We start from the raw sequence: 14,961 nt of genomic DNA, 5'->3' as shown, positions 1-14,961 counted from the left end.
CTTGGAATGTCTATAAAAAACTTCAAAAATCTTCTTTAAGTAGCTAGTAATCAGTATAATTAACGGTTAACAGATAACGATTAACAGTGCGTAAGCATTTATTTCCGCGCCAAACGAGCATAGACCGTCGCTAACACAGGCTCACTTTCGTTGTGAAGGCGGTCGAGGGCCGTAACAGCGTAGGTATAGCGTCTGCCACGTTTGGCACTTTTATCAAGCGCGCGCGTTTGACCTTCATAGCAGCCTGCCAATAGGCGAGGAGCTTCACTGTCGGAATAGCGATAGACGGCATAGTAGTGAGCAAGACTACCATCGCGGGCTGCTTCAGAGGCCGCCCAGCGCAGTTCGACGCCGTCGCGGGTATCTTTTACCTGTAAATTCTTGGGAGTCAAAGGTGCCGTATGGTCTTTCCACGGCATGGTAGGCGGAAACGCGGGTTCTTTGTAGAAATTGGTACGCAAGGAATCGGCGTGTCCTAGTTTGTTTCCAATCAATGACTTTGAACTAAAGAAAACGCTTCCCAAAATTTCGGGGTTGAGGCGAATAAACCGCATTTGGTTTGGCAACTCAGATGGATTTGCCCAAGTTCTATCCTTGTCCTCGGTACCAATCCGATACGGGCCTTGACCAATGTATAAATGGCGACCGTAGGTATAAGGCAACCACCAAGAAGTCAGGATTTTAAAGGGTACTTTGTCAAACTTTGTAGAAAAATAAATCTGAGGAACAAGGTAATCAATCCAGCCCGCTTTCATCCATTTTTTTGTATCAGCATACAGATTATCGTAGGATGTTTGCCCAGCTTCCGTTGCCGAGCCCGAAGGGTCATCTTTCCGATTTCTCCACACCCCAAATGGGCTTACCCCAAACTTAACGTACGGTTTTTCGGCTGTAATCGCATCGCTGATTTGTTTGATAAGTTTATCAACGTTGTCGCGGCGCCAGTCGTTTTTGTTGCGAAACCGACTGCCGTATTGTTGGTAGGCTTCTTCGTCTTTGAGCGTTTGGCCAGTGACGGTATAAGGGTAAAAATAGTCGTCAAAATGAATGCCGTCCACGTCGTATTCGTGGACAATGTTGGTCGTTACCGACGTAATATAATCCCTAACTTCAGGGAGCCCAAAGTTGAATAGCTTATAGCCATCGTAGTCAAAGACCCATTCAGGACGCTTGCGGCCAATGTTATCGTTGGAAATACTCTTACTTGCTCGGTGAGCCGTGCGGTTGAGATTGAGCCACGCATGAAATTCAATGCCCCGACGGTGGCATTCTTCAATCATAAAATCGAGGGGGTCGTAAAAAGGCTCGGGAGCTTTGCCCTGTTTTCCCGTTAGCCATTCAGACCAAGGTTCTTCGCCACGGGCATAAAACGCATCGGCTGCCGCCCGTACTTGCACAAAAACCGCGTTGATACCCATCCGTTTGTGTGTTTCAATGAGCCGAATAAACTCCTCCCGTTGTTCAGCGGGAGGAAGGTTTTTGCGGCTGGGCCAATCAATGTTATCGACCGTTGCAATCCAAACCGCCCGCATTTCGCGTTTCATTCCCATTGGGCCAAAATCACGAGGCGTGGTACGCGGTTTTTTGGATGATTTGCAACCTTCTAACACTAAAAACAGCAGCAGGCAGAGCCAAGCGAGGTGTTTTTTCACGGAATGATGCAAGAGTTAAAAATGAGCAAAAAAGATTGGTTAACCCACAAATGTAATGATTTTGACCAATCAATCTTGCATCCTTTATCTTGCGGTATCAAAACCGCGAAAGTTGCCTATTTAGGCCGCGTTTCTTCCCCCGTCAAAAATCCTACCATGTACAAATCAAAGCCACCTTTACCTTGGGGACGGTTGGATGAAAATACCCCTAAATGATAGTTGAAATCGTAGTTGGGAAGGGTTATTGGGCGGTACTCGTCGTAAGAAGTATTGACGCGACTTCCCATGTTTTCGGGTTGTGACCACGTTCCGTTGGTGAGTTGAGCAGAATAAATATCAAAACCTCCCAAACCACCCGAACGATTGGATGTAAAGTACAGCGTATTGCTCCAATAGCTTGTTGCAAAGTGTGGACATTTGTCGTCGGCGGGTGAAGAAAGCTGCGTGTTTTTCTTGACAGGCAGAATTGCCCTGGCTAATAAGGTGGACAAAAGTTGGGTTTTGTCGTTGGGCAAATCGGCCTCAAAAATGTCAAAATTCCCTTCACGGTTTGAGCAAAAATAGACTTTGCTAAAATCTGAATTGAAGGTAGGATAGGCATCATCGCTCGTGCTGTTGAGCCATGCCACTTCAAAAGGGCCTTCAGCCGTGTTTTTATCGTTGAAATTGTGAACAAATTTAATTTGTAAATCCCCCGATGAATCGTCGGCATAAAGCAACAAAAATTTACCCTCATGGCGACTACTTCCGCTGTTGATAATTTGTCGGTCGAATGAATAAACCACTGGCCCTAGCACATTGCACGATTGATTGGCCTTCCGTACTAAAAGCTGGTAGTAAGGTTCGTCTTTGGCAATGTCGAGGTTGTATTGAATGCTGGCTTTAGCGTTGAGTACGTTGGTTTTGTCGTCGTATTCTAACTCAAAAGGTTTAGTGACAAGGTTAAAAAGCTCTTTACGGTCACGTTTTGAGGAAAAAATAAGATAACCATTGCCGTAGCGATTGATTGGCAACGCAGAATTATAATCGTCAAATTCAGAATTAAAGGCTTCCAAATTGACGGGCTGGGAAAGAAATTTTCCATTGCGGTCATTAAAAAGACCATTGGGGCATGCAGTCATTAAACATACAATTGCAGCAGCAATTCCGAACGATAGAAAACGGTTCATGGAGGAGGTGAGTCTAGTTTTTGGGAAGACGCAAAAAAGGAGCATAACGTTGGAACGCCCATATTGTGTCTCAGGGTACTCATACCCTGAGGACTATTATATTTGCTTAGTCGGGATATGAGTATCCCTCCTCACGCGCTGTGCCTCAGGGTACTCGCATCGTGTCTCAGGGTACTCATACCCTGAGGACTGACAAGTTTGCTTAGTTGTTGTGATATGAGTATCCCTCCTCACGGGTCGTGCCTCAGGGTACTCATACCCTGAAATACACAGCACAAAAAATAGCCCGAACACAAAGGTTCGGGCTTGCAAGGGGTAAGTAGAAAGCGAAAGATTAATTATCCTTAGGTGAGTTAAGAGGATATTGGGTATCTTCTTTTGGCGCTACCTGAGGAGCGTGCTCTTGCGCGTATTTCTCGTAATTGAGGTCTTTTTCAGAAACTTTCGTCGTAACAGGTTCCAAGACCGCTTCTACGTGTTTTTCAACCGTAAACTTCACGGCGTCAACGGCAGCTTGGGTACGGAGGTAATACATACCTGTTTTCAAACCTTTCTTCCACGCGTAGAAGTGCATCGACGTAAGTTTGCCGTAGTTGGCATTCTCCATGAAAATATTCAACGACTGCGACTGACAAATGTACGCACCACGGTCGGCGGCCATGTCCACAATCGTCTTTTGTTTAATTTCCCAAGCCGTTTTGTAAAGGTCTTTGAGGTGTTGTGGGATTTCGGCGATTTTTTGAACCGAACCGTTGTGCATCATCAACTTGTTCTTCATCGAATCGTTCCACAAACCCTCTTTTACGAGGTCTTTGAGGAGGTATTTATTAACAACCACAAACTCACCCGACAATACACGACGAACGTAGAGGTTAGAAGTAAATGGTTCAAAACATTCGTTGTTACCCAAAATTTGGCTGGTAGAAGCCGTTGGCATAGGTGCCAACAAAAGTGAGTTGCGAACACCGTGTTTCACGACATCTTTGCGAAGCTGTTCCCAGTTCCAACGACCACTCTTAGGCGTTACGTTCCACATATCAAATTGGAACGTACCTTCAGAGATTGGTGAGCCTTTCCACGTTTCATAAGCACCGTCTTTTTGAGCCAACTCCATCGAAGCGATCAATGAGCCGTGATAAATCGTTTCGTGAATATCTTCGTTGAGGCGGCGCGCTTCTTCGGACTCAAACGGCATACGCATCAACAAGAACGCATCGGCCAACCCTTGGATACCAATTCCGATAGGACGGTGGCGTTTGTTGCTGCGTTCGGCTTCTGGGATAGGATAGTAGTTAAGGTCAATGATTTTATTGAGGTTGCGGGTCACCACTTTCGTGATTTCAAACAACTTCTCATGGTTGAAATGCAAGAAACCATCCGTGCCTTGTTCTACAAACTTAGGCAATGAAATCGATGCCAAGTTACAAACCGCTACTTCGTCTGGAGAGGTGAATTCCATGATTTCGGTACACAAGTTCGACGACTTGATGGTTCCCAAGTTCTTTTGGTTCGACTTGCGGTTGGCGTGGTCTTTATAAAGCATGTACGGCGTCCCTGTCTCGATTTGCGACTCCATAATTGCAAACCAAAGGTCTTGGGCTTTTACCGTTTTGCGGGCTTTGCCATCGCGCTCGTATTGGGTATATAACGCTTCAAACTCGTCGCCATACGTATCGGCTAATCCTGGGCATTCGTGAGGGCAAAGCAACGACCATGAGTCATTGGCTTCTACGCGCTTCATGAATAAGTCAGGAATCCACATGGCATAGAACAAATCGCGGGCGCGGAGTTCTTCTTTCCCGTGGTTTTTCTTCAATTCTAAGAAATCAAAAATATCGGCGTGCCAAGGCTCCAAATAAATCGCAAACGAACCTTTACGCTTACCACCGCCTTGGTCAACGTAACGGGCAGTGTCGTTGAATACGCGCAACATTGGCACGATACCGTTGGAGTTACCATTTGTTCCTTTGATGTAGCTGCCTTTTGCGCGAATATTGTGGATACTTACCCCAATTCCCCCTGCGGATTGCGAAATAAGAGCGCACTGCTTGAGGGTGTCGTAGATACCCGCAATGCTATCTTCTTTCATTGTCAACAAGAAGCAACTCGACATCTGTGGCTTCGGCGTTCCTGCGTTGAAAAGCGTAGGAGTGGCGTGCGTAAACCATCTTTCAGAAAGCAAGTTGTAGGTTTCAATCACCGAATCTAAATCCTCTAAGTGAATCCCTACCGCTACGCGCATCAACATGTGTTGAGGGCGCTCAGCGATTTTGCCGTTTACCTTCAAAAGGTATGATTTTTCAAGCGTTTTATACCCAAAGTAGTCGTAGCCGTAGTCGCGGTCGTAAATAATGGTTGAGTCGAGCAACGCGGCGTGTTTGCGAATCACGTCATAGGCTTCTTTCGAAATTAACGAAGCATTTTCGCCCGTTTTGGGGTCGGTATAAGTATAAAGTTGCTTCATCGTTGCCGAGAACGACTTCAGCGTGTTTTTGTGCAAATTGGAAATAGCAATACGCGCGGCCAAGATGGCATAATCGGGGTGCTTAGTCGTCATAGAAGCGGCTGTCTCAGCAGCCAATACGTCCAACTCAGCAGTAGTTACGCCATCATAAATACCAGATACGACTTTTTTAGCTACTTCAATTGGCTGAACGTAAGCAGCTTCCAGTCCGTAGCACAACTTCTCTATGCGGGAAGTGATTTTATCAAATTTGACCGATTCACGGCGGCCATCGCGTTTAACAACATACATAGGTACTTCGTATTTTTATTGGGGTGCTTGTCTGTTTTGTACTGATTTTGGTTTGAAAAGCACAATTCACTTTTGCACGTGCCCAAAAGAGCACCTGAAAGGGCAAATAGCTTGTCATTGGTTTTGCGAAATTACAAACGTTTTATGAGTGACCCTAATCAAAAAAAATGATGTCGGTTCACTTTTTATGCCGTCGTATAGTGTTCAGAAATTAGTAACGAATTTGCTATTAGCAGGTTACGAGTCTCTTGGTTAGGGCATTCACTTTTTAAAAATCAAGAAAAAAAATACAAAAATTTAAGAGAGTATCGTAGCCCATTAAATCGCTATGTTTGGAGCTTTTCGTGGTACAATTTACGACGAACCTTTGGGCTCATTCAACTTTTTGGGAGTTTTTTTTTCGATGAATTTATCAAACGGTATTTTCCCGCTATTTATTAGGCATATTCAAAAAGGATATTACAGGGTATCGTACCGCCAAAGTGGAAATATGTCTCCCTTTTTGAACTCGGTTTGCTCCTTGGGTAGCTCTAAAAACCCTTGATTTTCAACCAAATTGGCAAAATCTCCTGAGCCATGCCCCATCACTGGACGAGCCATCAATGTGGCATTCTCTTGGTATAGTTGAACTTGCAAAAAATAAGTCAATGGAGATGTATAAACATAGTCGGCACTCAAGGCCGCGTAGGTGTGGTCGAAAGCCACCAGTCCCAACGACTGTCGTAGCCACGGGATAAAATACCGACGCGCGCACAGGAAGGAAGAAACGGGGTTTCCTGGCAAAGCAAAGACAACGTTACGGTCTTTTCGCCCAAACCAGAACGGTTTTCCTGGTTGCTGGCTCAGTTTATGAAAATACTTCTGCACCCCTTCGGCTTGAAGGGCTTTGGGAATAAAATCTTTTTTTCCTTGCGATACCCCACCGCACAAAATGAGGACGTCGTATTGTTGTAGGGCTTGTTGAATGGCCTGCTGCGTCGTTGCCAAATCGTCGGGAATGTGAATAAAATCTACCTCTATTCGGTACGGTTTGAGCAAAGTGGCGATGCAGTGAACATTTGAACTCCGAATCTGGTGAGGGAGTGGGGTGGCCTCTACTGGCACCAGCTCATCGCCCGAAGTAATAATCACGACCGACGGCAGTTTTTTTACCATCACTTCCGTGGCGCCAACGCTGGCAGCAATGGCGATTTCGGGCGGCCCCAACAACGTGCCTGCGGGAACAATAGCAGTACCCGCCATGCGGTCTTCGCCCCGAAAGTGGACATTTTGTTTCTCGCGAACGGTAAATGTAAGCTGGGCTACTCCGTTGTCGATGATCACGTCTTCGTATTTGATGACCGTGTCGGTATTAATGGGAAGCGATGCCCCCGTCATTACCTCGATACAAGCGGCAGCGTCTTGGAGCGTATGCTGTACGTCGCCCGCAGTTTGGGTACTTTCAATCCGAAAAGTACGCTGACCATTTTGATAACTTTGCCATTGAATCGCAATTCCGTCCATTGTCACGCGGTCGAAAGGAGGAAAATCGCGGTCGGCTACGAGCGGTTCGGCCAATACTCGGCGGTAGGCGCAAGTAAAGGCAACGGCCTCGGTACCGTAGTCGAGGGTATTTTCTAAAATAATGCGCGTGGCATCGTTTACAGAGGTCAATTCCATGGTAAATAAATCAGTCGCGTTCGTGAATAGGGGTTGTGCGAAGGCGCAAGGCTTCTCCCGTACGCAGGGAAAAAACGGCCCGTATCTCGGCTAAAATCGACAAAGCAATTTCTTCGGGCGAAATAGCGCCTATGTCCAAACCTACGGGGGCGTGAATTCGTTCGCTTTCGGCTGTTGAAATAACAATCCCTTCTTCAGAAAGTTCTTTAAGGATTTTTTCAGAACGGACTTTCGGACCCAGCATCCCCACGTAACTCGCCGCCGTTTGTAGCACCTTGGGAAGGTTGTATTTGTCCGTCTTAAAATCGTGCGACATGAGAATAATCGCCGTGTGTTCGTCGATTAAAATGGTGCTAAAATCGGCTGGGGTAACAATCGCATCGGTGACAGCCAGCAATTTAGACATCAGTTTCTGAGGATTGGCAACGATGGTCGTCCGCCAACCAATTTCTTTGGTAAGACGAGCCAATGGTAAAACATCGTATTGGTGCCCCATCAATACAAGGTGAATTTCGGGGGGAAGAATTTCGATGAACAATTCAAGCGTTCGGCCGTCGGGGAGGTCAAACGCCTTGGGACGTGAACGCCCTTTTTCAGCATACACCTCTATGGTATGGGTAAGTTCTGCTTGAAGGCTTGGGTTGTCTAAAAATGCAATGCTTTCAGGGCCTGTATAACGGAGCATCGTTCCTGCTTGTAAGCCTTGGTAATCGTCTTCTAACCCAATCACCGTCAATAAAATGTGCGTCTGACGGCGCTCGTTCATGCAGCTTTTGAGAATTTCAACGGGATTAGTAGCGTCCTCAAACGAAAGAGGAGTCAATAAAACGTCAATGACCCCGTTGCATCCCAATCCGACGCCGATTTGATGTTGGTCGTCTTCCGTGGTGTCGTAGGTCACTAAACTCGCTTGCGATTTGGCAATGGCGAGGCGTGCCCGTTTGAGGGCATCGCCTTCTAAGCATCCCCCGCTGATGCCACCTACCCACACGCCGTCGTCCATGACAAGCATACGGGCACCCGTACGACGATACGACGACCCTTCGACGCGCACAACGGTGGCGAGGGCGGCTTTGGTGGTGCTTCGGTCGATGCAATCGTAGGCTTCGATGATGGCTTTGATTTCTTTCATGTGAATGTGCTAATTTATCTTGGTAAGAGCCACAACAAAAATAGAGGATTCCCGATTCCCACCAATGATATTCGTTAGCATTGGTGGATTTCGTTCCCGATATTTGTGGCCAAAGCAATTATTAACAAACCGAGAATGAAGACAATTGTTGTGTATTGTGGGGCAAACGCGGGCAAGCGACCTGAGTATTTTCAAGCAGCCGAGGAAGCTGGGCGTGCGTTGGCCAACCGAGGTATAAGTCTGGTCTATGGAGGGGGGAATTTGGGGTTGATGGGAGCCGTTGCCGATGGCGTATTGGCAGGAGGCCAGAAAGTAACGGGAATTATTCCTAATTTCTTGGCCGAATTAGAAGTGGCGCATAAAACCCTCACCGAAATTCATTTTGTGGATACAATGCACGAGCGCAAAGCCAAAATGGTTTCCATGTCAGACGGAGTCATTGCACTTCCTGGTGGTTTCGGAACCCTCGATGAACTGTTTGAAATTCTGACGTGGACACAGTTGAAAATTTTTCATGGGCCCGTCGGGGTATTGAATATCAACGGTTTCTACAATCATTTATTAGCCCACATCGACCACATGGTGCAAGAAGGATTTTTGAAAGCCGAAAACCGCGCATTGCTCTTGGTGGCGGATACGATTGACGAATTATTGGATAAAATGATGGCGTTTGAACGCAATGAAACCAAACTGGAGCTGAAGAACATTCAGCACGGGGATGGGGGCACTGTTTAAGTAATTAAGTAATAGAGTGAATAACAAGTGCAGTTGGTTTCTCAAAACCAACCCTGAGGATGCTCACATCCTCGTTTTTAATCAAAGATTGAATTGACAATGGCAAAGACACTTCAAAACCTACTAGCGGGCGTTCCGATTAGTTCAGTAATTGGAAATACCGATATTGAAATCAGTTCCATCGAATTTGATTCCCGAAACGTAACTTCGGGAAGTTTGTTTGTGGCCCAGAAAGGGACGCAAGTGGATGGGCATGGGTTTATTCCGAAAGTCATTGAAATGGGTGCAGCGGCTATTTTATGCCAAGACTTACCCAACGATTTGGCCGAGGGAATAGCTTACGTTCAGGTGGCGGATTCAGCCCGAGCGATGGGACAAATGGCTTCTAATTTTTATGATAACCCGTCGGCGAAGCTTAAATTAGTAGGGGTAACAGGAACCAACGGGAAAACGTCGTCTGTGACGTTGCTGTTCAAACTATTCCGCCAATTGGGGCATCGGGTAGGGTTACTTTCGACGGTGCAAAACCAAATTGATGATGATATTATTCCTTCGACGCATACAACCCCCGATTCGGTTAAAATCAATGAGTTGTTGGCTGAAATGGTTCGCCGCGGGTGTTCATATTGCTTTATGGAAGTGAGCTCACACGCGGTGGCACAGGAACGCATCGCAGGGTTGACGTTTGTGGGAGGAGTTTTTACCAACATCACCCACGATCACCTTGATTTCCACAAAACGTTCGATAACTACATCAAAGCCAAGAAAGGATTCTTTGACCAGTTGCCTAAAACGGCCTTTGCGTTGGTAAATATCGACGACCGTCGTGGGGGGGTGATGGTGCAAAATACCGCCGCTCGCAAAGAGACCTATTCGCTACAAACAGTTGCCACCTTCAAAGGTAAACTTATTGCGGATAGCCTTTTTGGGCTTCAAATGGACGTGGACGGACAAGAAGTTTGGTTTAAACTGATTGGGAAATTCAATGCCTACAACTTATTGGGCGTATATGGCGCGGCTATTTTGTTGGGCGAAGATACCGAACAGGTGCTGACGGCGCTGTCGGCAGTTACGCCGCCACCAGGTCGTTTTGAGCAGGTGGTAAGTCCAAGTGAAGTGGTAGGGATTGTGGATTATGCCCATACACCCGATGCCTTACAAAATGTGTTGGAAACCATCAACGAACTTCGCGAAGGCAACCAGCAAGTGATTACGGTGGTGGGTTGTGGCGGAAATCGCGATGCAACCAAGCGCCCCGAAATGGCGCGGATTGCCTGCGAATTGAGCAATAAAGTGATTCTGACGTCTGATAATCCGCGCAACGAAGACCCGTTCGCGATTTTGGAACAAATGCAAGCAGGGGTTTCGCCCGTTGACTTTAAGAAAACCAAAACCATCGAAGACCGCCGCGAAGCCATTCGGTACGCGGTATCATTGGCCCAGCCGCATGACATCATTTTGGTAGCGGGCAAAGGCCACGAAACCTACCAAGAAATCAAAGGTGTAAAGCATCATTTCGATGACAGGGAGGAATTGCGAGCGGCGTTTGAGTAACCAGCCAATGTAAAAATGTTGTAACTTTACGTAAGTTCAAAAAAGGAGAAACGCTATGGCTACTACAACACAACCCATTCCTCAAAGCCTTATTTACGAAGAGTTTGGCGGTCGGGTTTATTACCGAAAAGGCTATCGTAAAGTATTGCTTGGGCTCAAAACGGAAGAAGAAATTATGGGAAGTAGTTTTTTACAGGGTTTGATGATACAAGCCCTTGTACATTTTCTAAAAAATCTTTTACCTAAAAAACAATTTTGGGTGCCTACCAATGAAGTAGGGTTGCATTTACGTAAGAATGTCAATTTTTCGGGAGACATTCTTATATGCGAAAAATCAAAATCACCTCATCCGTGGACGGATACTTACACTTCACTACCTCCTAAGTTCATCATAGAGGTGGACGTGAAAATTGACGCCAAAGCCGAAAACGAAGAAGAAGGGGGCACGGAAGCGGATTATATTCTTCAAAAATCCCAAGAACTGTTGACTTTTGGGGTAGAAGGTATCGTATGGATTTTGACAAAAAGTCGTCAAATTTTGGTGATACGTACCCACAAAAACGTAGAAGTATATGCCTGGAGTGAGAGCGTTCCACTTTTCGAGGATTACACGTTTTGTTTGCAACAAATTTTAGAAGACGAAGAGATTTTGCCAACTGATAAGGGTTAAATTCGGATAAATTTCCATGATTGTCCCCACCACTCAATCACTAATTCTTGTTTGGTCAACTTGAGGATGTGGCCGTAGGGAGGGGTATTGGGAGCAACAATATGAACACAACGTCTCTCTCCAAAGCCGAAATAGATACGTCCATCTTTCAATTTATATTTTTCAGCACGGTTGCACCACCCTTCTTGAAAAGGTATCCAACCATAATAGGATTCTTCTTTGTCAAATTGGATATTTCCATCCAATTTGAAACGGACAATTAGCGAATTATTGACATTAATGGCATTCCAACTACTGTCAGGATAGCGTTGATGTTCGGTCAATCTCCATGAATCTGTGATTGAAAATGGATGCACAAAAGTTTCCTTGAAATTGCAACTTTGCAGCCACAGGCCAACGATGAATAGAATGAGAATGGCAATGTTTTTCATAAAATTATTGATTTTTGAATAAAGACGAGCTTTAGGAGTAAAAGGTTGAAAAAGTTTTTTTAATCTCCCAAAACCTCCCTTTCAACGAAATACATTCCTTTTTCTCCGCGATTTTTGATGTCTTTTTTGCCACGGTCGGAGCAAATAAAATGCGCTTTGACCAGCTCGTAGGTATCTTCCGAAATATTGACTTTGCCAGGAAGGCTCGCTGATTCCATGCGAGACGCAATGTTGACGGTATCGCCCCAAAGGTCGAAAGCAAATTTCTTTTCCCCCACAATTCCTGCCACTACTTCCCCCGTGTGAATCCCGACGCGGGCTTCAAAAAAAGGCAAATTTTCGTGGAGTCGTTGCTGTTTTCGGGCTTCGATAAACTCTTGCAGCTCAAGTGCCGCCCGCACAATGCGCACGTGAGCGTCGGAGTCGGGCACGGGTACGCCACCTGCGGCCATATAGGCATCGCCGATGGTTTTTATTTTTTCAATCTTATTGTTGCCCATAATTCGGTCAAAACGCTTGAAACAATAGTCCAGCTCGGCAACCAGTTCTTGGGGCGGGAGTTTTTCGGCCAAAAAGGTAAAGCCCACAAAATCAGAGAATAATACGCTTACTTCTTCGTAATGTTTTGCTTCGGCGGCACCGCTTTTCTTGAGCTCATCGGCTACTTCTTTGGGCAGGATATTGAGCAGTAAGTATTCCGATTTGTTTTTTTCTTCCTCAATAATTTTAGAATATTTTTTGACATTCAACAGGCTTCGGTAAATGCCAAGAGCTACTACCAAAACCCCTAATACCACCACAATCAGTAAATTTCGTTGGCTTTGTTGAAGTTCGACTTCCGCTTCTTGCCGTCGAAGTTGGTCTTCTTTTTGGGCCAATATTTTCTGTTGGTCGCTGATTTTGAGGGAGTCAATGACTTTGGTAAACGAAACGGAGTCGAGTAGCTGTTTTTGCCGCAAGAGCATCAATTGGATTTTCATTTGCGTCTCGGTCATGAGTTTGAGGCTTTGGTTGCGGACAACAAGCTGCGAATCCAGAAAGTGTTGTTGGACATCCAATGCCTTTTTTTGCGCATCAAGGGCGTCTATTTGAGAGGACAAATTTTGATTTTTCCACTCTAAAAATTGCTTTTCGTTTTCTACCTTTTTCTTCTCTGCCGAAACTTTATCTTTTTCCTTGGAAACGGCTTCTAACTCTTTATTTTTTTTGTTGCCAAAAAGTCGCCACCCCTTTTTTTTTGTCGTAGCCGAGTCGGTTTTGCTTTTTTGTGCTGCTAAAGGATGGGCAAGTGTCAATACCAATACCAATACCAATACCAATATCCAAAGACGTCTTTTCATAAATGTGTGGATTACTTGAAGGACTCAAGTGTCGTTTTTAACTGTTCATCTATTGCTTCAATGGCAGTTTGGTAGCCGATTTCAACAATTTTTTCGTACGATTTCCAATCTATAATGCCAAAATTGGTCACATTGGGGTTGATGTACAGGTCGCAGTAAGGCTTGTATTGATTGGCTTTAAAATCACTAGAAATGGTGGTTGATTGAAAAATTACGGACATCATATTGGGGATTCTAGTGCCTGTATTTTGCCCCATAACCCGCCCTTTGAAAGCTTGCCACGTACCACCTGACTGGTAGTTTTCATTCTTTTGAAGCGTACGCTGCACATTCATATCGACCGAAATTACTTTTCCAACCCCCTGAGCCAGCATGACATCTACAGGCGTATTGTTAAAAATTCCACCGTCCACCAGTAAGCCTTCCTCGTCAATGACAGGGGGTAAAATACCTGGCAGCGAGATGCTGGCCCGTACGTATTTCCGCAATTTCCCCGCTTGGTGAATCATGGCCTCGGCTTTGGTGAGGTTGCTAGAAATACAATAAAAATTGCGCCACAAATCTTCGATTTCGATTTCACCGCAATATTTTTCTAAAATTTGTTCCACTTTCTTGCCTTTAATGAGCGAGAAGTAGGGAATCAGGTTAAAATCAGCCGTCGGATTTTTGCCTTCTACGTAGATTTTACGCATGACTTTGTCAAGCATTTCGGCAGAATATCCCATGGCAATAAAACTGCCAATGATAGAACCCATGCTCGTTCCTCCCACAAAATCGACGGGAATGCCACGTTCTTCCAAGGCGCGATAGACTCCCACGTGCACAAAGCCCCGCGCTCCACCTCCCGATAGCACCAACCCGACAGATTGACCCATGAGGTAACGTCGAATGCGCTCAACGTCTGAGGGGTTATCTTGTTCTACGTGAAAATGCCGCTGAACTCGCCTGCTTCGTAGCCAACTGGAGGTCTTGGTCGGAAAATCAGCTATGGGAGGATGAAGCAACACCAGCGTTTTGTTGACACTAGAAGAACCCGTGTGTAATAAGGCTATTTCGGCAGCGCTCGGCCCCGAGCCGTATTGACTTTCAGAAATAATCAGCACCTTATCTGCCTGACGAACGCAGCGTTTGGCCCATTCGCTGGTGAGGGTATCGGCCTCGTAAAAAACATAATTATACTGTGCTTCTTGTTCATCGAGCCAATTACTGAGCAGTCGGTAATTGGTCACGTCTGCTTTCTCTACATTCGCAATTTCTGGGTCGTTAAAGTGCTGGCTAATCCGCTCAATGGATAAATAAGAACAACTTGCCTTATGGTTGAGTGCTTTGAAAACGGCCTGACAAAATGCCTTTTCGGCAGGAGAATGATGCAAACAAATGAGGGCAACGTTCGTGATTTTGTAATTCGTTTTTTTGGAAAGATTTTGTCGATTTAGCCGCTCAATAATCAAATTGGTGATATTGAGGACGACTTTGGGCGACACCATGATGATTTTTTCAAAGGCGGTTTTACTGATTTTTACCAAAACCGAATCACGGATGGCGACGATACTCGCACTGCGCGGAGACTCCGTAAAAATCCCCATTTCTCCCACCGTTTCTCCTGGCGGAATCTCCCCCAAAGGTATTTCTGACCCATCATCGGTCGGAACATACGCCCGTAGCCGTCCGCTGAGTACGCCATACAAACAATCAGCTTCATCGTTTTTATGGAATAAAATTTCTCCCCCCGCTATTTCTTTCCATTCTAATAAATCAACGACTGATTCAAAGACATCCATTGGGAGTTCTCCAAAAATGCGGGTCAGCGTAATTTGGAGTAATTCGTAGTAAACAGCTTTTTGCATAGTCAAATATATTCCTA

General features: G+C 45.5%; 11 protein-coding genes. 3 read left to right on the top strand and 8 right to left on the bottom strand.

Annotated elements, in window-relative coordinates:
• Positions 1-98: 98 nt before the first annotated feature.
• The 5 genes from AC23N5_RS03460 to AC23N5_RS03440 form a co-directional block, all read right to left on the bottom strand.
• A complete protein-coding gene (locus AC23N5_RS03460) occupies positions 99-1,652 on the bottom strand; it encodes a glycoside hydrolase family 10-like protein (RefSeq protein WP_487754488.1) in 1,554 nt (517 codons plus the stop codon).
• A 116-nt stretch (positions 1,653-1,768) separates the two neighbouring features.
• Positions 1,769-2,821: a TolB family protein gene (locus tag AC23N5_RS03455; RefSeq protein WP_487754487.1), complete on the bottom strand. Its 1,053-nt coding sequence runs from the start codon at positions 2,819-2,821 to the stop codon at positions 1,769-1,771.
• Positions 2,822-3,155: 334 nt separating this feature from the next.
• Positions 3,156-5,576 carry a ribonucleoside-diphosphate reductase subunit alpha gene (locus tag AC23N5_RS03450; RefSeq protein ID WP_487754486.1) on the bottom strand — a complete coding sequence of 807 codons (2,421 nt, stop codon included), beginning with the start codon at positions 5,574-5,576 and terminating at the stop codon, positions 3,156-3,158.
• Positions 5,577-6,035: 459 nt separating this feature from the next.
• Positions 6,036-7,235, bottom strand: coding sequence for a molybdopterin molybdotransferase MoeA (locus AC23N5_RS03445; protein WP_487754485.1), 1,200 nt, complete (start codon positions 7,233-7,235; stop codon positions 6,036-6,038).
• 10 nt (positions 7,236-7,245) lie between these two features.
• Positions 7,246-8,367: an XdhC family protein gene (locus AC23N5_RS03440; protein ID WP_183977657.1), complete on the bottom strand. Its 1,122-nt coding sequence runs from the start codon at positions 8,365-8,367 to the stop codon at positions 7,246-7,248.
• Positions 8,368-8,502: 135 nt separating this feature from the next.
• On the opposite strand from AC23N5_RS03440, the gene AC23N5_RS03435 reads away from it, so the two are divergent.
• From AC23N5_RS03435 to AC23N5_RS03425, 3 genes are all read left to right on the top strand, one after another.
• Positions 8,503-9,102, top strand: coding sequence for an LOG family protein (locus AC23N5_RS03435; protein WP_487754484.1), 600 nt, complete (start codon positions 8,503-8,505; stop codon positions 9,100-9,102).
• A gap of 99 nt (positions 9,103-9,201) precedes the next feature.
• Positions 9,202-10,656 carry a UDP-N-acetylmuramoyl-L-alanyl-D-glutamate--2,6-diaminopimelate ligase gene (locus AC23N5_RS03430; protein WP_487754483.1) on the top strand — a complete coding sequence of 485 codons (1,455 nt, stop codon included), beginning with the start codon at positions 9,202-9,204 and terminating at the stop codon, positions 10,654-10,656.
• A gap of 55 nt (positions 10,657-10,711) precedes the next feature.
• Positions 10,712-11,326 (top strand): hypothetical protein, encoded by a 615-nt coding sequence (locus tag AC23N5_RS03425; RefSeq protein ID WP_487754482.1) that lies wholly within the window; start codon positions 10,712-10,714, stop codon positions 11,324-11,326.
• Here the strand turns inward: AC23N5_RS03425 and AC23N5_RS03420 are convergent.
• Genes AC23N5_RS03420 through AC23N5_RS03410 form a run of 3 tightly spaced genes read right to left on the bottom strand, consistent with a single transcriptional unit; the run spans position 11,323 to position 14,944 of the window.
• The gene (locus tag AC23N5_RS03420) at positions 11,323-11,757 is read right to left on the bottom strand and encodes a hypothetical protein (RefSeq protein ID WP_487754481.1); all 435 of its coding nucleotides are present in this window, start codon (positions 11,755-11,757) and stop codon (positions 11,323-11,325) included. The two genes, AC23N5_RS03425 and AC23N5_RS03420, sit on opposite strands and share 4 nt — an antisense overlap.
• Positions 11,758-11,816: 59 nt before the next feature.
• Positions 11,817-13,097: an adenylate/guanylate cyclase domain-containing protein gene (locus AC23N5_RS03415; RefSeq protein WP_487754480.1), complete on the bottom strand. Its 1,281-nt coding sequence runs from the start codon at positions 13,095-13,097 to the stop codon at positions 11,817-11,819.
• A gap of 11 nt (positions 13,098-13,108) precedes the next feature.
• A complete protein-coding gene (locus AC23N5_RS03410; RefSeq protein WP_487754479.1) occupies positions 13,109-14,944 on the bottom strand; it encodes a patatin-like phospholipase family protein in 1,836 nt (611 codons plus the stop codon).
• Between the last annotated feature and the right edge of the window lie 17 nt (positions 14,945-14,961).

Source organism: Runella sp. R5_40, assembly GCF_057652295.1.
This window is presented reverse-complemented; position numbering and strand designations above follow the sequence as displayed.

Excerpts from the sequence above, each read along its gene's own strand:
- AC23N5_RS03450 (WP_487754486.1), bottom strand. The coding sequence starts at position 5,576 with ATGTATGTTGTTAAACGCGATGGCCGCCGTGAATCGGTCAAATTTGAT.
- AC23N5_RS03410 (WP_487754479.1), bottom strand. The coding sequence starts at position 14,944 with ATGCAAAAAGCTGTTTACTACGAATTACTCCAAATTACGCTGACCCGC.
- AC23N5_RS03435 (WP_487754484.1), top strand. The coding sequence starts at position 8,503 with ATGAAGACAATTGTTGTGTATTGTGGGGCAAACGCGGGCAAGCGACCT.
- AC23N5_RS03430 (WP_487754483.1), top strand. The coding sequence starts at position 9,202 with ATGGCAAAGACACTTCAAAACCTACTAGCGGGCGTTCCGATTAGTTCA.
- AC23N5_RS03440 (WP_183977657.1), bottom strand. The coding sequence starts at position 8,367 with ATGAAAGAAATCAAAGCCATCATCGAAGCCTACGATTGCATCGACCGA.
- AC23N5_RS03455 (WP_487754487.1), bottom strand. The coding sequence starts at position 2,821 with ATGAACCGTTTTCTATCGTTCGGAATTGCTGCTGCAATTGTATGTTTA.
- AC23N5_RS03445 (WP_487754485.1), bottom strand. The coding sequence starts at position 7,235 with ATGGAATTGACCTCTGTAAACGATGCCACGCGCATTATTTTAGAAAAT.
- AC23N5_RS03420 (WP_487754481.1), bottom strand. The coding sequence starts at position 11,757 with ATGAAAAACATTGCCATTCTCATTCTATTCATCGTTGGCCTGTGGCTG.
- AC23N5_RS03425 (WP_487754482.1), top strand. The coding sequence starts at position 10,712 with ATGGCTACTACAACACAACCCATTCCTCAAAGCCTTATTTACGAAGAG.
- AC23N5_RS03415 (WP_487754480.1), bottom strand. The coding sequence starts at position 13,097 with ATGAAAAGACGTCTTTGGATATTGGTATTGGTATTGGTATTGGTATTG.